General features: G+C 71.6%; 25 protein-coding genes. 13 read left to right on the top strand and 12 right to left on the bottom strand.

The window, feature by feature from the left end; translation table 11 throughout:
- Positions 1–29 precede the first annotated feature (29 nt).
- On the bottom strand, positions 30–524 hold the full coding sequence (locus tag ACZ3I4_RS09015) for a hypothetical protein (RefSeq protein WP_465381338.1): 495 nt from the start codon (positions 522–524) through the stop codon (positions 30–32).
- A gap of 82 nt (positions 525–606) precedes the next feature.
- Between ACZ3I4_RS09015 and ACZ3I4_RS09010 the strand changes: the two genes are divergently transcribed.
- Complete coding sequence (locus tag ACZ3I4_RS09010; protein ID WP_465381337.1) at positions 607–1,017, top strand: hypothetical protein; 411 nt, start codon at positions 607–609, stop codon at positions 1,015–1,017.
- Here ACZ3I4_RS09010 and ACZ3I4_RS09005 read toward each other — a convergent pair.
- On the bottom strand, positions 988–1,308 hold the full coding sequence (locus ACZ3I4_RS09005; RefSeq protein WP_465381336.1) for a hypothetical protein: 321 nt from the start codon (positions 1,306–1,308) through the stop codon (positions 988–990). The two genes, ACZ3I4_RS09010 and ACZ3I4_RS09005, sit on opposite strands and share 30 nt — an antisense overlap.
- Before the next feature lie 123 nt (positions 1,309–1,431).
- On the bottom strand, positions 1,432–2,088 hold the full coding sequence (locus ACZ3I4_RS09000; protein ID WP_465381335.1) for a DUF3632 domain-containing protein: 657 nt from the start codon (positions 2,086–2,088) through the stop codon (positions 1,432–1,434).
- A gap of 102 nt (positions 2,089–2,190) precedes the next feature.
- Between ACZ3I4_RS09000 and ACZ3I4_RS08995 the strand changes: the two genes are divergently transcribed.
- Entirely contained in the window at positions 2,191–3,993 is a 1,803-nt protein-coding gene (locus tag ACZ3I4_RS08995) for an immune inhibitor A domain-containing protein (RefSeq protein WP_465381334.1), read from the top strand.
- Positions 3,994–4,057: 64 nt separating this feature from the next.
- On the opposite strand, the gene ACZ3I4_RS08990 is transcribed toward ACZ3I4_RS08995, so the two are convergent.
- A complete protein-coding gene (locus ACZ3I4_RS08990) occupies positions 4,058–4,699 on the bottom strand; it encodes a DUF4360 domain-containing protein (protein ID WP_465381333.1) in 642 nt (213 codons plus the stop codon).
- 277 nt (positions 4,700–4,976) lie between these two features.
- Between ACZ3I4_RS08990 and ACZ3I4_RS08985 the strand changes: the two genes are divergently transcribed.
- Positions 4,977–5,564 carry a hypothetical protein gene (locus ACZ3I4_RS08985; RefSeq protein WP_465381332.1) on the top strand — a complete coding sequence of 196 codons (588 nt, stop codon included), beginning with the start codon at positions 4,977–4,979 and terminating at the stop codon, positions 5,562–5,564.
- On the opposite strand, the gene ACZ3I4_RS08980 is transcribed toward ACZ3I4_RS08985, so the two are convergent.
- Both ACZ3I4_RS08980 and ACZ3I4_RS08975 read right to left on the bottom strand, forming a co-directional pair.
- On the bottom strand, positions 5,533–6,465 hold the full coding sequence (locus ACZ3I4_RS08980; protein ID WP_465381331.1) for an SDR family NAD(P)-dependent oxidoreductase: 933 nt from the start codon (positions 6,463–6,465) through the stop codon (positions 5,533–5,535). The two genes, ACZ3I4_RS08985 and ACZ3I4_RS08980, sit on opposite strands and share 32 nt — an antisense overlap.
- The gene (locus ACZ3I4_RS08975; RefSeq protein WP_465381330.1) at positions 6,462–7,103 is read right to left on the bottom strand and encodes an NAD(P)-dependent oxidoreductase; all 642 of its coding nucleotides are present in this window, start codon (positions 7,101–7,103) and stop codon (positions 6,462–6,464) included. The genes ACZ3I4_RS08980 and ACZ3I4_RS08975 overlap by 4 nt, the downstream gene beginning before the upstream one ends.
- Before the next feature lie 57 nt (positions 7,104–7,160).
- Between ACZ3I4_RS08975 and ACZ3I4_RS08970 the strand changes: the two genes are divergently transcribed.
- From ACZ3I4_RS08970 to ACZ3I4_RS08960, 3 genes are read left to right on the top strand one after another with little or no spacing between them, the layout of a single operon-like run.
- A complete protein-coding gene (locus tag ACZ3I4_RS08970; protein ID WP_465381329.1) occupies positions 7,161–7,724 on the top strand; it encodes a TetR/AcrR family transcriptional regulator in 564 nt (187 codons plus the stop codon).
- A gap of 53 nt (positions 7,725–7,777) precedes the next feature.
- On the top strand, positions 7,778–9,289 hold the full coding sequence (locus tag ACZ3I4_RS08965; protein ID WP_465381328.1) for a beta-N-acetylhexosaminidase: 1,512 nt from the start codon (positions 7,778–7,780) through the stop codon (positions 9,287–9,289).
- A 36-nt stretch (positions 9,290–9,325) separates the two neighbouring features.
- Positions 9,326–9,799 carry a hypothetical protein gene (locus tag ACZ3I4_RS08960; RefSeq protein ID WP_465381327.1) on the top strand — a complete coding sequence of 158 codons (474 nt, stop codon included), beginning with the start codon at positions 9,326–9,328 and terminating at the stop codon, positions 9,797–9,799.
- Positions 9,800–9,802: 3 nt separating this feature from the next.
- On the opposite strand, the gene ACZ3I4_RS08955 is transcribed toward ACZ3I4_RS08960, so the two are convergent.
- From ACZ3I4_RS08955 to ACZ3I4_RS08940, 4 genes are read right to left on the bottom strand one after another with little or no spacing between them, the layout of a single operon-like run.
- Positions 9,803–10,975, bottom strand: a complete 1,173-nt coding sequence (locus ACZ3I4_RS08955) for a zinc-dependent alcohol dehydrogenase (protein ID WP_465381326.1) — start codon at positions 10,973–10,975, stop codon at positions 9,803–9,805.
- On the bottom strand, positions 10,972–11,376 hold the full coding sequence (locus ACZ3I4_RS08950) for a hypothetical protein (protein ID WP_465381325.1): 405 nt from the start codon (positions 11,374–11,376) through the stop codon (positions 10,972–10,974). The genes ACZ3I4_RS08955 and ACZ3I4_RS08950 overlap by 4 nt, the downstream gene beginning before the upstream one ends.
- A complete protein-coding gene (locus tag ACZ3I4_RS08945; protein WP_465381324.1) occupies positions 11,373–11,561 on the bottom strand; it encodes a hypothetical protein in 189 nt (62 codons plus the stop codon). Before ACZ3I4_RS08945 ends, ACZ3I4_RS08950 begins: the two co-directional genes overlap by 4 nt.
- A 56-nt stretch (positions 11,562–11,617) precedes the next feature.
- On the bottom strand, positions 11,618–12,274 hold the full coding sequence (locus ACZ3I4_RS08940) for a sensor histidine kinase (protein WP_465381323.1): 657 nt from the start codon (positions 12,272–12,274) through the stop codon (positions 11,618–11,620).
- Positions 12,275–12,304: 30 nt separating this feature from the next.
- On the opposite strand from ACZ3I4_RS08940, the gene ACZ3I4_RS08935 reads away from it, so the two are divergent.
- Entirely contained in the window at positions 12,305–12,958 is a 654-nt protein-coding gene (locus ACZ3I4_RS08935) for a response regulator (RefSeq protein ID WP_465381322.1), read from the top strand.
- Between the two features lie 51 nt (positions 12,959–13,009).
- On the opposite strand, the gene ACZ3I4_RS08930 is transcribed toward ACZ3I4_RS08935, so the two are convergent.
- Entirely contained in the window at positions 13,010–14,245 is a 1,236-nt protein-coding gene (locus ACZ3I4_RS08930; RefSeq protein WP_465381321.1) for an Nramp family divalent metal transporter, read from the bottom strand.
- 116 nt (positions 14,246–14,361) lie between these two features.
- Here ACZ3I4_RS08930 and ACZ3I4_RS08925 point away from each other — a divergent pair, with 116 nt between their 5' ends.
- From ACZ3I4_RS08925 to ACZ3I4_RS08915, 3 genes are all read left to right on the top strand, one after another.
- Entirely contained in the window at positions 14,362–15,279 is a 918-nt protein-coding gene (locus ACZ3I4_RS08925; protein WP_465381320.1) for a manganese catalase, read from the top strand.
- Positions 15,280–15,351: 72 nt separating this feature from the next.
- The gene (locus tag ACZ3I4_RS08920; protein ID WP_465381319.1) at positions 15,352–16,329 is read left to right on the top strand and encodes a methyltransferase; all 978 of its coding nucleotides are present in this window, start codon (positions 15,352–15,354) and stop codon (positions 16,327–16,329) included.
- A complete protein-coding gene (locus ACZ3I4_RS08915) occupies positions 16,326–17,402 on the top strand; it encodes a carboxylate-amine ligase (RefSeq protein WP_465381318.1) in 1,077 nt (358 codons plus the stop codon). Before ACZ3I4_RS08920 ends, ACZ3I4_RS08915 begins: the two co-directional genes overlap by 4 nt.
- On the opposite strand, the gene ACZ3I4_RS08910 is transcribed toward ACZ3I4_RS08915, so the two are convergent.
- Complete coding sequence (locus ACZ3I4_RS08910) at positions 17,399–18,517, bottom strand: SigB/SigF/SigG family RNA polymerase sigma factor (protein ID WP_465381317.1); 1,119 nt, start codon at positions 18,515–18,517, stop codon at positions 17,399–17,401. The two genes, ACZ3I4_RS08915 and ACZ3I4_RS08910, sit on opposite strands and share 4 nt — an antisense overlap.
- Positions 18,518–18,613: 96 nt before the next feature.
- Between ACZ3I4_RS08910 and ACZ3I4_RS08905 the strand changes: the two genes are divergently transcribed.
- From ACZ3I4_RS08905 to ACZ3I4_RS08895, 3 genes are read left to right on the top strand one after another with little or no spacing between them, the layout of a single operon-like run.
- The gene (locus ACZ3I4_RS08905) at positions 18,614–18,880 is read left to right on the top strand and encodes a DUF6412 domain-containing protein (RefSeq protein WP_465381316.1); all 267 of its coding nucleotides are present in this window, start codon (positions 18,614–18,616) and stop codon (positions 18,878–18,880) included.
- Positions 18,881–18,934: 54 nt separating this feature from the next.
- Positions 18,935–19,678: a membrane protein insertase YidC gene (yidC, locus tag ACZ3I4_RS08900; RefSeq protein WP_465381315.1), complete on the top strand. Its 744-nt coding sequence runs from the start codon at positions 18,935–18,937 to the stop codon at positions 19,676–19,678.
- A 58-nt stretch (positions 19,679–19,736) separates the two neighbouring features.
- Complete coding sequence (locus tag ACZ3I4_RS08895) at positions 19,737–20,534, top strand: serine/threonine-protein kinase (RefSeq protein ID WP_465381314.1); 798 nt, start codon at positions 19,737–19,739, stop codon at positions 20,532–20,534.
- The last annotated feature ends 3 nt before the right edge of the window (positions 20,535–20,537 follow it).

The raw sequence follows: 20,537 nt of genomic DNA, 5'->3' as shown, positions 1-20,537 counted from the left end.
CCTGTACTGACGGACTGCCCGCCGCGGGTTCAGCTGCCCGGGCTGGAACCGATGATCAGGAAGGTGGGAACAGTCCGGTCGGCGGCGTGTCCGCCGGGCGGCGGCAGCCGCAGCATGGTGATCAGGACCTCGCGCGGCCACCAGCGGGTCGGCTCGCGCCAGCCGCACTCCACGATCGTGGCCTCCGGGTTGTCGGCGCAGTCCCCGATCTGTTCCCAGTGGTCGAGCTGCGTGGCGACGACCTGGCGCGACCGCAGCCACGGCGAGCCGGGCGGCAGCCGGTAGGCCCGTACGACCGGCTTGCCCCGATCGCTGCGGAGGCTGCGCGCGACGATGCCGGCCCGGTCGAGGACGGCCCGGTCGAATCCCGGACCGTCCGGCGCCGGCAGCTCCGCTCCTTCGGGCGGGCTGATCGCATGCGCGACGCCGGCCGCGTTCCACCGGACCAGGCCGAGGGCGCCCACGGCGAGAACGACAACCAGCCCCGCGAGAGCGACGCCCAGGCGCCATCCACCGATCCGCACAGCGGGGAGTTTAGGCGGTGGCGCGTATCCCAAGATCCCGGCGGGCGGTTGTTCAGGAGAGGCCGACACCGAGGAGACCCCGATGGGACGCACCATGAAAGCCGCCCTGGCCGTTGCGTGTGCGGCAGCGTTCCTGCCGGGCACCCCGGCGTACGCCGCGCCGCCGCCGGCCGAGTCCATCGTCATGGAACGCACCGGCGGGTTCGCCGGCCGGCACGACACGTTCGTCGTCGACCGCTCGACCGCCGGCGGCCGGCGCCCGCTCCGCCTGGCCGGCAGCGCCGAGTTCCGGTCGCTGCGCGGCTCGTACCAGCCGAAGAACTCCTGCTGCGACCTCTACTCCTATCGGCTCACGGTCGCCTACCGGCACGGCCGGGCCAAGACGGTCACCACTGTTCAGGGCGCCACCGCCCCGCGCATCCTCTGGTCCACCATCAACGAGGTGCAGCGTGTCGGGCGAAGCTCAGAAGGGCTCGCGCGCGGACTCGCGTGACCCCGGCAGCCACGGCGGCACGCGGTGGCGGTTGGACGGATAGAGACGGCCCGTGGGCGCATCCATCAGCCGGTCGGACAGCACGGGATGTGTCCGCACGACCCTGGTGCTGCCCTCGGAGCGGTCGAGAGCGTGCTCGGCCGGCCGGGAAACAGATTCCGGCTCCGCCGGCTCCTCCGTCCTGGCCCGATGAGCGCCGGTCCGCACCGGCAGGCCCTCGGCGCCCCGTCCGGACCGGACAGCGAAGATCACGATTGCGAGCCCGAAACACATCACAAAAATGAAGAACACGAACTTAACGTAACCGCGACATCCGCGCATGGTCACCGGACGCCAATAGCAAAAGCCGTGATGATCGGATAACCACGAGCCGCTAGCCGGACTAATCAGATCGAGCGCGCGAACAGCCGTAACTCAGGACAAGAGCACGGTGCCGGCCTGACGGATCGCCCGTAGTCCCCGCCGCGCCACCGGATCGCCGCCGGCCGCCAGCCCCTCGAGACGGCTGCGCCAGAACGTCCAGCGGGGCAGGTTGAAGCCGCCCTCGGACAGCCCCTCGTGCTCGGCCCGCTCGCGCAGCCGGCCGGGTCCGGGCCCGAACGTGCGCCGGTGCCGGGTCGCGGTGGCCAGCTCGGGCCCGCACTGCTCGAACCACTCGACGGCGGCCGGCAGGTGCTCCGCCGGGTCGGCGAACGTCTCCAGCGCCGTGCCGATCGACCACAGCCCGAACAGCGAGAAGTCGATGCCGGCCGCGGTCAGCCGGGCCGCGAAGCCGTTCAGCCGGGTCCACGACTCGACGCTGCGGTCGTCCGGCGGCACCAGATTCCATGCCTCCCGCATCTGCGCGCCGAAAATCGGCAGGTCGCCGAAGAGCCGCCGCCCGCCGACGCGCACACCCTCGACATCGGTTTCCCGTACGCGGGTGAGCAGCGCGACCAGCTCGTCCAGGTCCTGCTCGCCGGCCTCGGCGGCCGCGTCCACGACCTCCTTCCAGGTGGCCCAGAGCAGGCCCTCGAGGACCGGTTCGGACGCGCCCGCCCGGGCCGCCGTCACGATCCTCTGTATCGACATATCGAGATGCATGAGATTTTATGATCCTGACCCGCGCCGGAAACGGAGTTCGACGAGCGTGCTCAGCGTCCGGCTTACCTCTGAACGTTTGAGGAGTGCTCCTTGAAACAACGTACCGTCGTGCTGGCCGCCGTCTCCGCGATCGCGGTGACCGCCGGTCTCACGGCCACCCCGGCGTCCGCCGCACCCGGCACCGACGCCGCCGCTTCACCGGCCGCCGTTGAAGCTTCGCTGGGCGAGGACAACCTCCCGCATCCGCTGGGCGAACAGCGCGAGGCCGAACGCACCGAGGCGCTCAAGAAGCTCATCGCAGGCCAGGTCACGAGCGAGACCCGTACGGGATCGGAGGTCATCAAGCTCGGCCAGAACCGCTTCGTCGAATACCGCAAGAAGGAGACGAAGACCGACCCGATCCTCACGTTCCTGGTCGAGTTCGGCGACGCCGTCTACCCGGCCGCCGGTGGCACCCCCGGACCGGTGCACAACCGGATCGCCCAGCCCGACCGGGCCAACGACAACTCGACGATCTGGGCGCCCGACTTCAGCCCGGCGTACTACAAGAAACTCCTGTTCGACAAGAAGCAGGAGTCGATGACGACCTTCTACTCGAAGCAGTCGGGTGGCCGGTACACGGTCGGCGGGGACATCTCCGAGTGGGTGAAGGTGCCCTACAACGAGGCCCGCTACGGCAGCAACGAGATCGGCGAGGACGACGGGTACTGGAACTTCATCAAGGACAGCGCCACCGCCTGGTACGACTCGCAGGTCGCGGCGGGCAAGACGCCCGAGCAGATCAAGGCATACCTGAAGACCTTCGACGTGTGGGACCGCGACGACTTCGATAAAGACGGCGACTTCAACGAGCCGGACGGCTACGTCGACCACTTCCAGGCCATCCACGCCGGCGAGGGCGAGGAGGCCGGCGGCGGGGCGCAGGGCGCCGACGCGATCTGGTCGCATCGGTGGTACGCGTACTCGGACCTGGACGGCACCGCCGGACCCGCGAACAACCTGGCCGGCGGCGTGCAGATCGGCGACACCGGCCTGTGGATCGGCGACTACACGACCGAGCCGGAGAACGGCGGCCTTGGCGTCTTCGCCCACGAGTACGCCCACGACCTGGGCCTGCCCGACCTGTACGACACGGCGGGCGGCGACAACGGCACCGGCTTCTGGACGCTGATGTCGGCCGGCTCCTGGCTGGGCCGCGGCGCCCCGACGATCGGCTCGACGCCCGGCTACATGGGCGCCTGGGAGAAGATCTTCCTCGGCTGGTCCAACTTCGTGACCGTCAAGCCCGGCAAGTCCAAATATGTGACCCTCGGATCGGCCGCGCGCGGCGAGGGTGTGCTGCCCCAGGCGGTCGTGGTGCCGCTGGCCGACGGCTCGTACTACGCCGCCGAATACAGGACGTACACCGGCTACGACGAAGTGCTCAAGACCGGCCCGTACAACTGGGGCTGGCAGGACACCAGGCCCGACTGGGCCGAGCGCTTCCCGTACCAGGACGGCCTGGTGGTCTGGTATGTGAACCCGGCCGTCGGCAACAACAACACGAGCCGCCACCCCGGTACGGGCCTGGCCCTGCCGGTGGATGCCCGCCCGGCCCCGGTCGTCTTCCCGGACGGCGCCCTGCTCGGCAACCGCCGCCAGCCCTTCGACGCCTCGTTCGGCCTGCAGAAGACCGACCCGGTCACGTTCCACCGCAACGGCGTCCCGGTCTCGGTGCCCAAGCAGCCGGCCATCCCGGCCTTCAACGACTCCGACCCGCTGCGCTACTGGAACGCGGCCAACCCGCAGAACTCGGTGAAGGTGGCCGGGGCCGGCGTGAAGATCGAGGTCAAGACCCAGATCACCGGCCTGATCCCGCTGATGACCGTCAAGGTCACCCCGCCCGCCGCCTAGGCAGCGGTGCGGCCGGGCCTCGTGGACAGCCACGGGGCCCGGCCCGCCCGGGGGAGTGCTGTGGTCAGCACTTCTTCCAGGCGAGGTGATAGACGGTGTCGAGGTTGCCGTCGGTGGAGTCCATGGTGAGCATGCTGGTGGTCTTCTTGGTGTCCGACCGGCCGGCGCTGACCCGCAGCTCCGTGTTGACGTTGAGGTTTCGCTCCTCGCCGCAGGGGTGGTAGGCCAGCGAGCTGATGCCGATGCTGTCGGTGCGCTGCCAGTCCCCGTCGAGCGGGCCGCTGAAGTTGTGCCGGCTCTTGGTGGTCTGCCGCTCGCCCTGGAAGTAGTAGAACGAGGTCTGGGTCGCGGAGGCCCCCCGCTCGAGGCGGGCGAACCCACGGTAATCGGTGCGGGCGATGGCGTACGTGAAGCCCTGCGGCACGTGGACGTTCAGGCCCAGCTGGCAGTTCTTCCGGAAGTCGATGGGCTTCGCGCCCACTCCGACCTGGGCGGTGAACGCGCTGTAGGTGACGGTGAAGGCCTTGCTGTCCGGTGACACGCTCACGTCGGCGGTGCCCCAGGGGCAGCCCGAGCCGTTGGCCGACACCACGTCGATGACCATGTCGTCCTTCGGCCCCGAGGTCCACGCGGGGGACGCTTGAGCGGGAGTCGAAGTGAGCAGCGCGGCGAAGGCCGAGACGCCGATGGCGAGTGTCTTGAGCATGGTGAGCCCTCCAGAATTCAGGTCAGTGGAATGCGGTGCTCCCTGGCCAGGGCATTGCTCGCATAACGTACATATGCCTCGTCGCATCGCGGACTGATTGACACCGGAGCCGACGATCTTGAGCGCGGCGGCGCCGCCATTCGGTCCGCGCGGGGGAGCACGCGGTAGCCGATCGGACGGCCCCGAAAGCGACGTCACCCTCGCGGGCCGGGGAAGGGCCGGGCCGATACGGGTTCGCTATCGTTCGGGCTCGTTGATCACGGGACGGGGAGACGATATGGGCCGGCGACGGTACTGGGCCGCGGGAATGCTCATGCTCGCGGTCGCGGGTTGCACCCCGGACTCCGAGCCGGCCGCGAGCGCTTCGCCGGCGCCGGCGCCGGTGTTCGCCGCCGGCTGCCCGAGCTTGTCCGCCGCACCGTACGGCGTCGGCGCCGAGGGCAGACAACTGCCGGGCAAGACGGTGCCTGAGGAGCAACGGGCGCTGGACCGGCTCGTGCCGGGCGCGCAGATGGACTATGTCGTCTGCCGATATTCGAGGCCGGGTGCCGCCGCCCCCGGCATCGAGATCGACGTGCGGACGTTCCGCGGTGCGAGCGGCGCGGCCCAGGCCACGACCCTGGCCGACGCGGAGCAGGGCTCGACATCGGACTCGTACACCGACTTCGTCACCCTGCCCGGCACCGGCGACAACGGGGCCTTCGCCTGGTACGACGACCCGTACGTCTCCATGGCCACGCACTCGGGCAACGCGTACGTGGTCATCACCGCGGACCCGGGCACCGCCGCCGGCCAGGAACCCTTGCGGAAACAGGCGCCCACGCTGACCACCATCATGACCAGCGTGCTGCAGGCGCTGCGGTAGCCCGCCCGCGCGAGAAGTGCGCCGCGCTGAGCGCGAGAAGCTTCTGCTGCGTGGCCGGGTCGTGCGAGACCGGTGGAGTGGCGGCCTCGACGCCCCGGTTGAAGTATCGGCCGGTGACTCCGGCCAGCTCCGGATCGGTGGCGAGGCGCAGGGTGGTCGCGGCGCCCTCGGCCGGGGTGAGCATGGTGCGGCGAAGGAGCGCGGCGAACGGGCGCAGCAGCGCGGGCACCAGGTCGTCGATGATGTCGGTGGCGACGATGCCCGGATGCACGGCGTTGACGGTCACCTGGTCGGGGGCCAAACGCCGGCCGAGGGCGTGCCCGGCGGTGACGGTCATGAGCTTGGCCCGCGCGTACGCCTCGAACGGCACGAACCCCTCCTCGGGGTTCAGTTCGGCCAGGTCGCCGACGCCGGCGAGGTCGAGAACCGCCGGGCGGGGCTTCCCGGCGAGCTTGATCTGCCGTGTGTCGTTGAGCGTGTCGCTGGCCACGTTGACCACCCGGGCCCGGCCGCGCCGCAGCGGTCCGTCCAGCCCGGTGATCAGGCCGTAGGCGGCCAGATAGTCGAGGGCGATGTGCATCTCGAGACCGTCGGCCGAGACGCGGTGCCCGGGAAAGTGTGCCCCGGCGTTGTTGATCAGCAGGTGGATCCGCTCGTGGCGGGCGGCGATGATCCGCGCGGCCGCCGTGACGTCGTCGCGCCGGGACAGGTCGCCGGGGATGATGTCGATCCCGGGGCCGAGGTGGGCGCGGAGGGCGTCGGCGCGAGCCGGGTCGCGGGCGACGGTGACGACGTGCGCGCCCGCGTGGACGAGCTCGGTGGCGATGATCAGGCCCATGCCGCCGGTGGCGCCGGTGACGACGGCGACCTTCCCGGTCAGATCGGGGAGCTCGATGGTCATCGGGTGATCCGGGGGCGGGCCCGGACGTACCGCGGGGTCTCGGCCTCCTCGATCAGGAAGGTGGCGAGGTCGGCGCGGCCCACAGAACTCCACACCCGTACGGGCCGGGCCGTGCCGATCCGGCTGTGCCCGGTGGCCGGGTCATCCGACAACTTCGGCGGCCGCACGATCGTCCACTCCAGGCCCGACGCGGTGATCAGCCGTTCCATCGCCTCCTTGTCGCGCATCCGGTCCGGCACCCCGGCCCAGACCGCGCGCGAGTAGAGCGATTTGTCGTGGCTCTCCAGGACTCCGTGGGCGCTGACGGCGATCAAGCGGGCGACGCCGGCCGAGTCCATCGCGGGCAGCGTCGAGCGGATGCCGTCGGTGCACACCGTCGTCGGGCCCTTCCGCGCTGCGCCGAGAGCGCTGATCACCACGTCGGCGCCGGGCAGGGCGCCGGCCAGGGCCGGGACGTCGGTGACCTCGGGCCAGATCGCTTCCTCGAGCCCTGGCCGGGGCGTGAAGGTGCCCGCCCGGCGGACGAGCGCCACGACCGTGTGACCTCGTCGGAGAGCCGTGGCCACCACCAGCCGTCCGGTGGCCCCCGATGCGCCAAGGACGGCGATCCTCAACCGCTGTGATACATCTTGTCTCATAGAGGAAGCATGCACCGACGTGGACTATGAGTCAAGACGTCTCATAAGCTGGGGGACGTGAACGCCGAGACGGATCCGCGATTTCAGCGCAGCCGGGAAGCCATCCTCCAGGCCGCTCGTGAGCTGCTGCTGGAGAAGGGCCCGGGCGCGGTCACGCACGCGCTGGTGGCCGAGCGGGCGCGGGTGGGCCGGGCGACCGTCTATCGGCACTGGCCGCGCGCCGACCAGATTCTGGGCGAGGCGATGGCCACCGTGCCGATGCCGTTTCTCGGCGAACCCACCGTTCCGACCCGGGACTGGCTGCGGCGCGAGCTGACCGCGCTCGCCCGTGAGCTGGAGATGGACGAGGTGCGCGCCGTGTCCACGATCCTGGCCGGCGCCGCGCTCTGGGACGACAAGATGGACGCTCGGCGGGCGCGGTTCGCCGGCATCCTGGCCGGCCGCCTCGCCGCCGCGCTCGACGCGGCCCAGGCGCGGGGCGAGCTCACTCCGGCCGTGTCCAGCCGCAACGCCGCCGCCCTGGCCATCGGCCCGCTCTACTACCGCAGCACGATCGAGCACGCCCCGGCCGACGCCGACCTCATCGAAGCTGCGGTCGCCGCGATGGGCGCCTGGAGCTGAGCGGACGGGCAAGACTCTTCACAGATTGACGGCAGACTATGTACGGTCGGGGCATGCGCACCCGTCTTGCTGTGCTCCTTGCCTGCGCCCTCCCGCTGACCGGAGCGGCGGCCCCGGCCCAGGCCGCCCCGCCCGCGGTGGCGCTGGGCAGTGTCATTCCGGCCCCGGTGGACGTGCGGCCGGGTGGCGCCGGGTTCACGCTCACGCCGGGCACCGTCATCGAGGCGCCGGGCGGCGCGCGGCCGGTCGGGGAGCGGCTGGGGGAGGCGCTGCGCCTGCGGGTGGTGGGTCACGCGTCCGGGCGTACGCCGAAGATCGCTCTGGAAATGGGCCGGGTGGGGGCGCAGCCGGAGAGCTACAAGCTGTCCGTGAAGAAGCGCGGCATCACCCTGCGCTCCTCGACGGCGGCGGGGCTGTTCGCCGGCGTGCAGACGTTGCAGCAGCTCGTGCCGTTGAGCGGGGCGCGCACCGTCGCCGGTGGGGAGATCGTCGACTACCCGCGGTTCGGCTATCGCGGGACGATGCTCGACATCGCGCGGCACTTCCACACGCCGGCCGAGATCAAGCGGCACATCGACGAGATCAGCAAGTTCAAGGTGAACTACCTGCATCTGCACCTGTCGGACGACCAGGGGTGGCGCATCCAGATCGACTCGTGGCCGCGGCTCACGACGGTCGGCGGGGCGGCCGGCACCGGCGTCGACGGGGTGGGCGGCGGCTACCTGACCAAGGCCGACTACCGCGATCTGGTGCGGTACGCGGCCAGCCGGTACGTGACGATCGTGCCCGAGATCGACATGCCGGGGCACGTCAACGCGGCCCAGGTGGCGTATCCGGAACTGACCTGCGACGGGGTCGCGCCGCCGCCGCGCACGGACACCGCGGTCGGGTACAGCTCGCTGTGCATCGGGTCGGAGACGACGTACCGCTTCGTCGAGGACGTGATCCGCGAGCTGGCCGCGATGACGCCGGGGCCGTACATCCACATCGGCGGTGACGAGGCGCACGCGACGCCGGAGGCCGATTACCTGACGTTCCAGAAGCGGGTGCTTCCGCTGGTCCGCAAGTACGGCAAGACCGCGTACGGGTGGAACGAGATCGCCGCCGCCCCGGAGGCCGCCGCCGCGGTGGCCCAGTACTGGGGGCTGACCACGCAGAACGCGACCCTGGCGGCGGCCGTGGCCCAGGGCACCAAGGTGATCATGTCGCCGGCCAACCTGGCGTACATCGATCAGAAGTACGACCCGTCGACCCGGCTCGGACTCAGCTGGGCCGGCTACATCGAGGTGCGCACGGCGTACGACTGGGATCCGGGGTCGCACGTGACCGGCGTACCGGAAAGCGCTGTTCTCGGGGTGGAGGCGCCGCTCTGGTCGGAAACCCTGCGCAGCCTGGACGACATCGAGTTCATGGCCTTCCCACGGCTGGCCGCGATCGCCGAGCTGGGATGGTCGCCGGCCCGGGACTGGGAGTCGTTCCGGACCCGGCTGGGCGCCTACGGGCCGCGCTGGACGGCTCGCGGCGTCGACTTCTACCGTTCGCCGCAGATCGACTGGGCGAACTGACGGGAACCCGGCCGGCGCCGGCGGTGTCTGCAGGTCATGAGGACACTCGCCGTCGCCGCCGTGTTGCTGCTGGCCGGCTGCACCGCCAACGACCCGCCGCCCCCGAGTCCGTCGGCTTCCGCTGAGATGTGCGGCGAAACCGTCCGCACCGACGCCCTGCCCGAGTGGGCCCGCGGCGGCTTCAGCGGGGACGGCAGCGGCACCCGGCACGTCTACAGCGACCAGGGCGGCATCATGGCCGTCATCTTCGGCTACCCGCTGGTCAGCCCGCCCGCCCAGGACCGCAACAACAAGATCCTCTGGGTGGCCCGGGACCCGTACGAGCCCGGCGGCAGCCTGAAGATCACCGCCGAGCTGGCCGGCACCACGGTCCGCGCCGGGGCCGAGGTCGGCGGCGGCCCCGGCCCGTCGATCGTCGATCTGCCCCGGCCCGGCTGCTGGCGTCTCACCCTCACCTGGCCGGGACACACCGACACCATGGATCTGACCTACGGCGTCCCCGCGTCGTAAGGGTCAGCCCGGCAGGAACACCGACCGCATGCAGTTGTCTTCCTTCTCCTTGAAGATGCGGTAACCCTCGGGCGCCTCGTCCAGCGGCATGACGTGGGTGGCCAGGTATTCGGTCACCAGCTCGCCCTTGGCCATCCGCTCGAGCAGCATCGGGATGTAGCGCTGGCCGTGCATCTGGGCGCCGCGTACGGTCAGGCCCTTGTTCATCATCGCGCCGATCGGGAACTTGTCGGCGAAACCGGCGAAGACCCCCAGGACGAAGACCGATCCACCCTTGCGGCAGGCGTGGATCGCCTCGCGGACCGCCGAGGGCCGGTCCGTCTGCAGTCGCAGCTGCTGCTTGACCTGGTCGTAGACGTTCTGCGGGCCGGGCGTGTGCGCCTCCATGCCGACCGCCTCGATGCACACGTCGGGACCCCGCCCGCCGGAGCGTTCACGCAGCTCCAGCGCGACGTTCGTACGCTCGTAGTTGAGCGTCTCGACGCCGAACTGCTTCTCGGCCTGCTGGAGCCGGTAGTCGTAGCGGTCGATCAGGATGACCCGGTCGGCGCCGAGCAGCTGGGCCGCGCGGGCCGCCATCTGCCCGACCGCGCCGGCGCCCCACACCGCGACCACGTCGCCCGGGTTCACGCCGCCCATGTCGGCGCCCATCCAGCCGGTGGAGGCGGAGTCCGACGCGAACAGCGCCCGCTCGTCGGTGACCTCGTCGGGCACGGTGAACGCGCCGACGTCGGCGAACGGCACGCGCACGTATTCGGCGTGGCTGCCGGGATTGCCGCCCATCGCGTGGGAGTAGCCGAAGCAGCCGCCGGGGGCGTGACCCCACAACGTCTCGGTGATGGCCGGGTTGGTGTTGCCGTTGTCGCACAACGAAAACAGTTTCTGCGAGCAGAAGTAGCACTTGCCGCACGCGATGAACGAGGACACCACCACCCGGTCGCCGCGCCGGTGCCGTCCCACCTCGGCGCCGACCTCGACGACCTCGCCGACGAACTCGTGCCCGAGCACGTCGCCCTTCTCCATGAACGGGATGTAGCCGCCGAGCAGGTGCAGGTCGGAGCCACAGGTCACGGTCCGGTTGACCTTCACGATGACGTCGCCCGGGTTGATGATCGAGGGGTCGGGCACCTCGCCCACGGCCAGCTTGTTCACGCCGTTCCACTGCAGAGCCTTCACAGCATTCCTCCCGTACGGGACCGGCGCGTGACCGCGCGCAGGGGCCGGTTGAGCAGCGTCGGAGTCGTGGTCGGGCCGCCGGGACGCAGGACGTCGCCCACCTCGAGCAGCGAGCGGCTCTCCCGCAGGATCCGCTGCACCTCTTTGTCGGGCGGTCCGCCGTCGAAGGCCCGGGCGTGCACCTCGGTGCCCCGGTCGCCGGGCGCCGCGACCAGCTTGACGTCGAGCGTACGCAGCTCCTCGGGCAGGTTCTCGCCGACGTCGGCCATCGGACGGAACACGGTCAGGGAATGCCAGCGCCGATCTTCCGCGGAACTCCGGGCGCGGCGGGCCAGTGTCACGGCGGCGGCGCCACCGGCGACGCCGGCCACCACCAGCGCCGTACGGGTCAGGGGTCTCATGAGGGGCGAATACCGGCGGGCCGGGTTTCCAAACGGGCCTGTTTGCCCGGACGACGGTCGCGCAGCAGAGCGACCGTCCACAGGGTGACCAGCGACAGGGCGATCAGGACGGTCCGCGGTTCCCGCTCGGCCAGGACGAGCAGGGCCGCGAGCCAGCAACCGAGAACGAGTGAACGGAAAACCATGCCGATCGGGTTCCCGCCCTCACCGGTCCGCGGGGGCCAGCCCTGGCACCGGGGGGTCAGGCGCGGTATCGGGGCAGCGACGCCTGGACGGACTTGCCCGGCGACGACGCCCGCGACTTGATCGTGCCGCCCGCGGCGGTCACCAGCCCGCGCACGACCCACAGCCCGAGGCCGCGGTCGGTCGGCGGCGGTGTCCGGCGGCGCAGCGCGGTCGTCAGCTCCCGCGACGGCAAGCCGGTGTCGAACACGCTCAACCGCAGGCGGGTGCCCCAGCGGCGAGCGACCAGCCGCACCGGGCCGGGGGAGTAGCGCATCGCGTTGTCGATCAGGTTGAACAGGATCTGCCGGGTGTGCTGGGCATGGACCGGCCAGGCGGCCGCGCCGCGACCGGTCGCCACGGTCAGCCGTTCCGACTCGGCCGGGGGGAAAGCGGCCTCGACGGCCGGCAGGATCGCCGCCAGCGTGGTGGCGGGCGCTCGCGCCGGGGTCAGCCCGTCGGCGGCCGCCGCGGCCTGCCCGAGCACGGCCTGCGCGTGGACGGCGTGTTCGGCGGCCAGCCGGGCCAGCTCGCCGCGCCGCTCCTCCGGCTGGTCCCGCTCGAGCGCCTGCACCAGCGCGGTCAGCGTGGCCATCGGGGGTCGCAGCTCGTGACAGACGCTGCGCAGCAGAACCACGCCCGGGTCGGGCTCGCGCCGGGGCCGGATCAAACGCATGACGGGCCGCGCCCGGGGCATGCCGCCGCCATGCAGAAAACGGTTCGGGTGGCGATCGTCGACGACCATGAGTTGTTCCTCCGAGGTCTTGAGCTGCTGCTTCCCGAGGCGACCGGGGGCCGGGTGAGTGTGGTCGCGTCCACCGGGGACGCGGCGTACGCGGCGAGCGTGGTGCGCCACGCGGTGCCGGATCTCGTGCTTGTCGACCTCCACATGCCGCATGGGGGCGGGCCGGTGACCGCGGGCGGGATCCGGGCGATCTCGGCGATCCGCGCGGCCTCCCCACGCGCCCGGGTGCTGGCGATGTCCGGTGACGACGACCCGGCCCTGGCGGTGGCCGCGCTGCACGCCGGCGCGGTCGGCTTCCTGCCCAAGAGCAGCGAGCCCGCTTCCCTGCTGCCGCCGCTGCTGGCCGCGCTCGAGGGCTGGGCCGTGATGCCCGCCGCCCTGCTGCCGGTGCTGGCCGGCCCGCCCGCGGTCAGCGCGGCCACCGAGTCGCTCAGCGACCAGGAACGCGACCTGCTCCGGCTGATCGCCAACGGCGCCTCGACCGTGCGGATCGCGGCCGAGCTGCACGTCTCCGAGCGCACGGTGAAGCGCCTGACCGCCGGCCTGCTGCGCCGGCTGCGGGTGTCCAGCCGCACCGAGGCGGCCGCCCTCGCCGGGAGCGCCGGTCTGTTGTAGCGGGCCATGGGCGCCCGGATCCCCCGATCCGCGGCAATCAATCCCACGAGGTCACCTGAGGATCTGCACTACCAGGAACGCGTTGAGCGCGATCACCAGCACCGTCACCGCCGTGCCGATCGCCGTGGTGGCCGGATGGTTGACGTGCACGCCGAGGACGTCGCGCCGCCGGGTCAGCCAGATCAGCGGGATCAGCGCGAACGGCACCCCGAACGACAGGATCACCTGCGACCACACCAGCGCCTGGGTCGGGTCGGCGCCCAGCAGCAGGACGATCATCGCGGGCGCCATCGTGAGCAGCCGGCGCAGGCTCAGCGGGATGCTGCGCCCGATGAAGCCCTGCATGACGACCTGACCGGCGTACGTGCCGACGCTGGACGACGCGAACCCGGAGGCGAGCAGGGCCAGCGCGAAGGCGACCGCGGCGGGCTGGTCGAGCACCACACCGAGACCGTGGTGGATGCCCTCGAGCGTGTCGGTGCCCGCGATGCCCGAGCCGTGGAACAACTGCGCCGCGATCACCAGCATGGCCAGGTTGACCAGCCCGGCGGCGCCCAGGGCGAGCAGCGTGTCGGCCCGCTGCCAGCGCAGCGCGGTGGCCAGGCGCTCCGGATCGGCGGTGGAGCGCGAGGTGGTCAGGGCCGAGTGCAGATAGATGACGTGCGGCATGACGGTGGCGCCGAGGATGCCGACGGCCAGCACCATGCTCTCAGTGCCGGAGAAGGACGGCACCATGCCGCCGGCCAGCGCGCCGGCGTCGGTCCCGGACCGGATTCCGTTGTAGAGGAAGCCGAGCAGGATCACGCCGAGCAGCCCGGCGATCGCCGTCTCGAACCGGCGGGCGCCCCGTTTGTGCAGGCCCAGCAGCGCGAACGCGACGATGCAGGTGATCAGTCCGCCGATCGGCAGGGGGATGCCGAACAGCAGGGAGAGCGCCAGGGCGCCGCCGATGATCTCGGCCAGGTCGGTGGCCATGGCGACCAGTTCGGCCTGCACCCACAGCCCGGCGCTGACCGGGCGGGGCAGCCGGTCGCGGCACCACTCGGGCAGGTTGCGCCCGGTGACCAGGCCCAGCTTGGCCGACAGCGACTGGATCAGCATCGCCATCAGGTTGGCCGCGACCAGCACCCACACGAGCTGATAGCCGAACGTCGCGCCGCCGGTGAAGTTGGTCGCGAAGTTTCCCGGATCCGCGTACGCGATCGCGGCCACGAAGGCCGGGCCGAACCAGGGCGCCACCCGGGCCACCCGTTTGCGCAGCGGCGCGGTCAGGTCGAGAACCACCATGCCGCCGGGTTTCCCACGCCCGCCGGGCCTTCGGGGCCACGGACGGCCCCATGGGGCCGGGGCGCCGGGAACTCACCACGACGTGCCAGTCAGGCGCCCGAGAGGAGCAAGCAACCATGTTCAAGCACGTTGACTACCTGCAGTTCCAGGCCAAGCCGGAGAAGCCGGACGCGTTCTTCGCGGCCAAGCTCCAAGAGCTGGTCGGTGGCCAGTTCGGTGAGATGACGGTGATGATGCAGTACCTGTGGCAGGGCTGGTCCTGCCGGGTGCCGGGCAAGTACAAGGACATGATCATGGACATCGCCACCGAGGAGATCGGGCACGTCGAGATGCTGACGACGATGCTGGCCCGGCTGCTCGAGGGCGGCCCGGCCGAGGCGACCGAGAAGGCCGCGGCGGCCAACCCGGTGCTGGCCGCGGTGCTCGGCGGGCAGAACCCGCAGCACTCGATCGTCACCGGTGGCGGCGCCATGCCGACCAACAGCCAGGGCGTGCCGTGGAACGCCGGCTACATCGTGGCCAGCGGCAACCTGCTCGCCGACTTCCGGTCGAACGTGTCGGCCGAGGCGCAGAGCCGGTTGCAGACCAGCCGCATCTACAACATGACCGACGACCGCGGGGTCAAGGACATGCTGCAGTTCAACCTGGCCCGCGACACCTACCACCAGCAGCAGTGGCTGCTCGGCATCGAGCAGCTGATCGAGGACGGCTTCACCGAGAACGGCATCGAGGACTCGAACGCCGAGTTCGAGCACCCGGAGGCCAACCACACCTTCTACAGCTTCGACCCGGAGAGCACGGCGGGCGAGGGCCGGTGGGCGCGCGGACCGGCGCTCAACGGCAAGGACGAGATCATCTATGTGCCGGACGCGCAGCCGCTGACCGACGACAAGCCGTTGGGCCCGGCGCCGGACCCGAAGCTGTTCGTCACGTACGACGGCTCGATGGGCAAGGGCAAGCCGGGCACCGGCGCCGGCGCGCACGCCCAGGGCATGGCCAACGTCGTCAACAAGATCAAGGGCGCTCTGGACTGACCGCCCCGCCGCGGGTTACTCGGGCCGGATCTCGCCCGAGTAACCCGGGCGGGCCGGGGAATGCCCCGGCCCATGACGACGACCGACACCGTTCCCGCGTCCATCGGCGAGGACAGCGAGGCCGCCGATGAGGCGCTGTTTCAGATCGGCCGGGAACTGAAGCGTTCCGGCTACCGGTTCACCACTGTCACCCCAGCCACCCACGCACACGTCAACCGCCGCCCGGAAAACGCCACGGCGCGTAGTGTGCGTGATGTGTTCGGCTGGAGCCGCCCGTTCGCACCCGAGGTGCTGCCGGCGCCGATCCTCGCCCTGCTCCGCACGGCCGATGCTGTCGAGGAAAGCGGCGACCTGCTCCGCAGCCGGGTGCGTTTCTCCTCCTACGACGACGAGCTCTTCGTCCATTCGGCGTACCCGACCGACTCGCCCGACTCGGTGTTCTTCGGCCCCGACACGTACCGCATGGCCGACGCGGCCGCGGCCCACGTCAGCGGACGTGAACAGCCGGTCCGCCGGGTGGCCGACATCGGCACCGGCACCGGGGCGGGAGCGATCACCGTGGCCAAGCGGGCCCCCGGGGCCGAAGTGTTCGCCGTCGACATCAACGACACCGCGCTGCGGTACGCCCGGATCAACGCGGCTCTGGCGGGCGCCGGCGGGGTCCGGCCCTGCCACAGCAACCTGCTCGACGGGGTCGACGGCCAGTTCGACCTGATCGTCTCCAACCCGCCATTCATGATCGACCCGGCCGGGCGCACCTACCGCGACGGCGGCGGCCCGCACGGCAACGAGCTCTCCCTCACGATCATCGACGTGGCCGCGAAACGTCTGGCCCCGGGCGGCTCGCTCGTGCTGTTCAGCGGGTGCGGCATCATCGACGGCCTCGACCCGCTGCGCGAGGCGGCGGCCGGACGGCTCGAGGGCACCGGCCTGACCTGGACCTACCGCGAGGTCGACCCGGACGTCTACGACGAGGAGCTGGACGGGCCCGCGTACGCCCGGGCCGAGCGGATCGCCGTGGTCCTGCTGACCGCCACCCGGCCCCGATGACCCGCACGCTTGGCGTCGAGGAGGAGTTCCTGCTGCTCGATCCGGACACCGGTGAGAACTCGCCGCTGGCCGAGAAGGTCGTGGCCGGGCTGCCCGGCGACCTGCGCCGGCGCTACCGCCGCGAATTCCGGCCCAGCATGGTCGAGATGGTCACCGACGTCTGCACCGGCCTGGACGAGCTGCGCGACCAACTGCTGGTCGCGCGGCGGGCGGTGGCCGAGCAGGCCGCCGCGGCCGGGGCGAGCCTGGTGGCGGTGGGCGCCACCCCCGTCGCCGAGGAGCAGCGCGAGCCGGCCGACGACGCCCGGTTCCGGGCGATCGTCGGCCACTACGGGCCGATCGCGCGCGACCCCGCGGTCTGCGGCTGCCACGTGCACGTCGGCATCGACGACGTCGAGCTGGCCGTGCAGGTCTGCACCCGGCTGCGCGCGTCGATGCCGGTGCTGCAGGCGCTGGCGGCCAACTCGCCGCGGTTCGAGGGGGCCGACACCGGCTACGCCAGCTGGCGGTCGATCCAGCTCGAGCGGTGGCCGAGCATGGGGCCGTGGCCGCATCTGCGCTCGGCCGCGGACTACGAGCGTACGGTCGGGACGCTGATCGCCTCGGGCGAGATGATGGACCGGAGCATGATCTTCTGGTACTCGCGGCCGTCCGCGTCGTTCCCCACCGTGGAGATCCGGGTGGCCGACGTCTGCCTCACCGCCGACGACACCGTGCTGGTGGCCGCGCTGGCCCGCGGTCTGGTCGACACCGCGGCCCGGGAGGCGCGGGCCGGTCGGCCCGCCCCCGAGATCCCCGACGTGGTGCTGCACGGCGCGCACTGGAACGCCGCCCACGACGGTCTCGGCGGCACTCTGCTGGACCCGGTCACCGAGCAGTCCCGTCCGGCCTGGGACGTCGTCGGCGAGCTGGTCGAGCGGATCACCCCGTCGCTGCGCGAGCACGGTGACCTGGCCGTGGTCGAGGCCGGACTCGACCGGCTGCGCCGCGAGGGAACCGGCGCGGCCCGGCAGCGGCGGTTCCCGGAGAGCGGGTGGCTCGATCGGATGGCCCGGGCCACCGTCTCCGGCTAAACGCTGACGTAGCCGTCCAGGCCGGAAACGGTCAGGACCTGCCGGACGGTGCGCTGGGGGCGGGTGATCCGGAAGCCGCGGCCGGCCACGCCCGTCGCCCGGGCCAGGTCGGCCAGCATGGCCACGCCGACCGCGTCGAGGAACGGCACCTCGTGCAGGTCGATGGTGACCGACGAGCACTTGGCGTCCCAGACGGCCCGGTGCAGGGCGATCAGGGTGCGGTTGGCCTCGTCCCGGTCGAGCTCGCCGCTCAGCGCGACGGTCAGGTCCGGTCCGTGCTGCTCGACCGTCATGCGGACCCCGTACGCGTGCCGGCCGGAGCCCCGCCACGGCGGCACGTGGTCGCTCAGCAGCGCCTCGCGCAGCCAGGCCAGCGCCGTGGCCAGCAGCCGCGACACGTGCATCTGCGAGACGCCCAGCTCGGCCCCGATCTCGGCCTGGCTCTTGTTGCCGTAGAAACGCATGGCCAGGATGCGCTGCTCGCGCTCGGGCAGGCGCAGCAGCAGCCGGCTGACCGACAGGCGGTCGTCGACCTGGGTCAGGTCGGGGTCGAGGGAGCCGATCAGGTCGCCCAGCTCGGCCGCGTTCTCGTCGCCGATCGGCGCGTTCAGCGAGCCCGGCGAGTGCCCGGCCGACGCCGCCATCGCCTCCCGCACCTGGGTGACCTCGATGTTCAGGTGGGCCGCGATCTCGGCCGTGCCCGGCTCGCGGGACAGCTTCCCGACCAGCTCGGCCCGGGCGTTGCGGACCTCGAGCGCGGTGTCGCGCAGGTGCCGGGTCACGTGCACGCCCCAGGTCTTGTCCCGGAAGTGCTTCTTGAGCTCACCCTGGATCGTCGTGACCGCGTAGGCCGTGAACGACCCGCGCTCGGGGTCGAACCGGTCGATCGCCTTGACCAGGGCCAGCCGCGCGACCTGGACCAGGTCGTCGACGGGTTCCCCGCGGCCGCGGTAGCGGCGGGCCAGCCGCCCGGCGAGGGGCAGGCACAGGTCGATGAACGTTTCGCGAGCCTTGCCGGCGTCGCCTGCGATGAGCCGGGCGTGGTAAGCCGCCGCGGCGCCATCGAGATCCTCACGCCTGGTGTCGGCAGGCCCGTGCTGGTTCTCGAGAAGCATGGCGCGGCGCGTGCCCGCCCGATCGACGCGCCAAACATTTGTCCGACGACAATTAAGAAGGAAATTCCGGTAGCGCGGGATTGCTAGCTTCGAGGCATGACGTGGCTGGGTGCTCTCTGGTGGTTGGTCAGCGTGCTGACCGACGCCGGGCCGTCCACCCTCGCCGGCGTTCTCCTCGTCGCGGCGCTGGCCGCGGTGGTTCTGGTCGTGGTGCGGCAGGTGGGCGGCGACCGCACGGCCGGCGCGCGGCTCGGCCTGCGGGCCCGGGCCGACAGGGCCGGCGTTCCCCGTCACCGGGATCCCGATGCTGCGGGACGCACCCGTCCGAGAGGACCGACTGCGCGGCCCCTGGCGGCCGCCTGAGATAGACGCGGCCGCTGGTGACGCCTGTCCGCCAGCCTCTCGAGGAGACCCGCCGTGTCCATCGTTTATACCGGTATTTCCGAACTCATTCAGCTTTGGCAGTCATTGTGGGGCTTTCTCGGACCGAACTGGTCCTGGGTCGCCGCCATCGTTTTCGTCGTGCTGACCGTCCGGGTGGCCCTGCTGCCGCTGTTCGTCCGGCAGAAGCGCTCGCAGCGGGCGATGCAGCGCCTGCAACCCGAGATCCGCGAACTGCAGGCGAAACACAAGGGCGACCCGATGGCGCTCGGGACGGCGATGACTGAGCTCTACCGCCGTGAGGGCGTGAGCCCGTACGCGAGCTTCGTGCCCCTGCTCGTCCAGGCGCCGATCCTGTTCGGCCTGTTCCACGTGCTGCGCCACCTGCGCCCGGCGATCACCGACCCGGCCACGCAGACCCTGTACGGCTGGACCGCCGCCCAGTTCCACGAGGCGTCGCACGCCACCCTGCTCGGCGCCCCGCTCGCCTCCACCTTCAGCAGCGGCGGCGCCCTGGTGGCGGCCGTCCTGATCGCCGCCATGGTCACCACGACGTTTCTGACCATGCGGTTGTCGGCGGTCCGCAACGCCGGAGCCGAGGATCCGACGCAGCGCACCATCCAGCGGGTGATGACGTACGGGATCCCGCTCTCCCTGCTGGTCAGCGGCGTCATCTTCCCGGTCGGCGTGCTGCTCTACTGGACGACGCAGAACGTGTTCGCCCTCGGCCAGCAGGCCTGGCTGCTGCGCCGATACCCGATGATTCCGGCTAGCCGGTAGCCGGGTTGGGGGCTCGCCGTGACGACAGCGGCCCGGTGATCGACCAGTGTCGTCAGGCATGACGGGACGAACGGTCGGCGGCCGGTACCGCCTGCACTCGGTGCTCGGCCGCGGCGGCATGGCGACGGTCTGGCTGGCGGCGGACGAGCTGCTGGGACGCTGGGTCGCGGTCAAGCGCGGCGGGGCCGAGGTGCTCAACGAGGCCCGCGCGGCGGCCCGGCTCAGCCATCCGGGGGTGGTGCGGGTGCTCGATCTCGTACCGGACGGCGACCGGCCGTGGATCGTCATGGAGGCGCTGAGCGGGCGCAGCCTGGGTGACGCGATCCGCGAGGACGGGCCGCTGCCGGTCGACCGCGTACGCCGCATCGGGCTCTGCCTGCTCGACGTGCTCGAGGCGGTGCACGCGGCCGGGCTCGTGCACCGGGACGTCAAGCCGGGCAACGTGCAGCTGTGCGCCGACGGGCGGGTGGTGCTGTTCGACTTCGGCATCGTGCTGTTCCCCGGGCACACCGCCGAGCCCCCGGACGGCTTCTTCGAGGGCAGCCCGGCCTACGTCTCGCCCGAGCAGTTGCGCGGCGCCGCGCTGGCCCCGGCGACCGACCTGTTCTCGCTGGGCGCGACCCTGTACGCGGCGGCCGAGGGCCGTTCGCCGTTCGACCGGGGGGATCTGTTCGCCACCGTCCTGGCCGTGAGCGAGGCCGCCGCCGCCCCGTTCCGGCACGCGGGCCCGCTCGCCCCGGTCATCTCGGGCCTGCTCACGGCCGACCCGGACCGCCGCTGGGACATCACCCGGACGCGCGCGGCCTTGCAGGAGCAGTCGTTGTACGGATGGCGGAGCAACCGTGCCCGGGGATGATCA

The organism is Actinoplanes sp. NPDC021490, from assembly GCF_055562135.1.
The sequence above is the reverse complement of the archived record's forward strand: the minus strand, read 5'-3'. Positions and strand labels throughout refer to the sequence as shown.

Excerpts from the sequence above, each read along its gene's own strand:
- ACZ3I4_RS09010 (WP_465381337.1), top strand. The coding sequence starts at position 607 with ATGGGACGCACCATGAAAGCCGCCCTGGCCGTTGCGTGTGCGGCAGCG.
- ACZ3I4_RS09000 (WP_465381335.1), bottom strand. The coding sequence starts at position 2,088 with ATGTCGATACAGAGGATCGTGACGGCGGCCCGGGCGGGCGCGTCCGAA.
- ACZ3I4_RS08990 (WP_465381333.1), bottom strand. The coding sequence starts at position 4,699 with ATGCTCAAGACACTCGCCATCGGCGTCTCGGCCTTCGCCGCGCTGCTC.
- ACZ3I4_RS08985 (WP_465381332.1), top strand. The coding sequence starts at position 4,977 with ATGGGCCGGCGACGGTACTGGGCCGCGGGAATGCTCATGCTCGCGGTC.
- ACZ3I4_RS08980 (WP_465381331.1), bottom strand. The coding sequence starts at position 6,465 with ATGACCATCGAGCTCCCCGATCTGACCGGGAAGGTCGCCGTCGTCACC.
- ACZ3I4_RS08975 (WP_465381330.1), bottom strand. The coding sequence starts at position 7,103 with ATGAGACAAGATGTATCACAGCGGTTGAGGATCGCCGTCCTTGGCGCA.
- ACZ3I4_RS08965 (WP_465381328.1), top strand. The coding sequence starts at position 7,778 with ATGCGCACCCGTCTTGCTGTGCTCCTTGCCTGCGCCCTCCCGCTGACC.
- ACZ3I4_RS08960 (WP_465381327.1), top strand. The coding sequence starts at position 9,326 with ATGAGGACACTCGCCGTCGCCGCCGTGTTGCTGCTGGCCGGCTGCACC.
- ACZ3I4_RS08950 (WP_465381325.1), bottom strand. The coding sequence starts at position 11,376 with ATGAGACCCCTGACCCGTACGGCGCTGGTGGTGGCCGGCGTCGCCGGT.
- ACZ3I4_RS08945 (WP_465381324.1), bottom strand. The coding sequence starts at position 11,561 with ATGGTTTTCCGTTCACTCGTTCTCGGTTGCTGGCTCGCGGCCCTGCTC.
- ACZ3I4_RS08940 (WP_465381323.1), bottom strand. The coding sequence starts at position 12,274 with ATGCGTTTGATCCGGCCCCGGCGCGAGCCCGACCCGGGCGTGGTTCTG.
- ACZ3I4_RS08935 (WP_465381322.1), top strand. The coding sequence starts at position 12,305 with ATGCAGAAAACGGTTCGGGTGGCGATCGTCGACGACCATGAGTTGTTC.
- ACZ3I4_RS08930 (WP_465381321.1), bottom strand. The coding sequence starts at position 14,245 with ATGGTGGTTCTCGACCTGACCGCGCCGCTGCGCAAACGGGTGGCCCGG.
- ACZ3I4_RS08925 (WP_465381320.1), top strand. The coding sequence starts at position 14,362 with ATGTTCAAGCACGTTGACTACCTGCAGTTCCAGGCCAAGCCGGAGAAG.
- ACZ3I4_RS08920 (WP_465381319.1), top strand. The coding sequence starts at position 15,352 with ATGACGACGACCGACACCGTTCCCGCGTCCATCGGCGAGGACAGCGAG.
- ACZ3I4_RS08915 (WP_465381318.1), top strand. The coding sequence starts at position 16,326 with ATGACCCGCACGCTTGGCGTCGAGGAGGAGTTCCTGCTGCTCGATCCG.
- ACZ3I4_RS08910 (WP_465381317.1), bottom strand. The coding sequence starts at position 18,517 with ATGCTTCTCGAGAACCAGCACGGGCCTGCCGACACCAGGCGTGAGGAT.
- ACZ3I4_RS08905 (WP_465381316.1), top strand. The coding sequence starts at position 18,614 with ATGACGTGGCTGGGTGCTCTCTGGTGGTTGGTCAGCGTGCTGACCGAC.
- ACZ3I4_RS08895 (WP_465381314.1), top strand. The coding sequence starts at position 19,737 with ATGACGGGACGAACGGTCGGCGGCCGGTACCGCCTGCACTCGGTGCTC.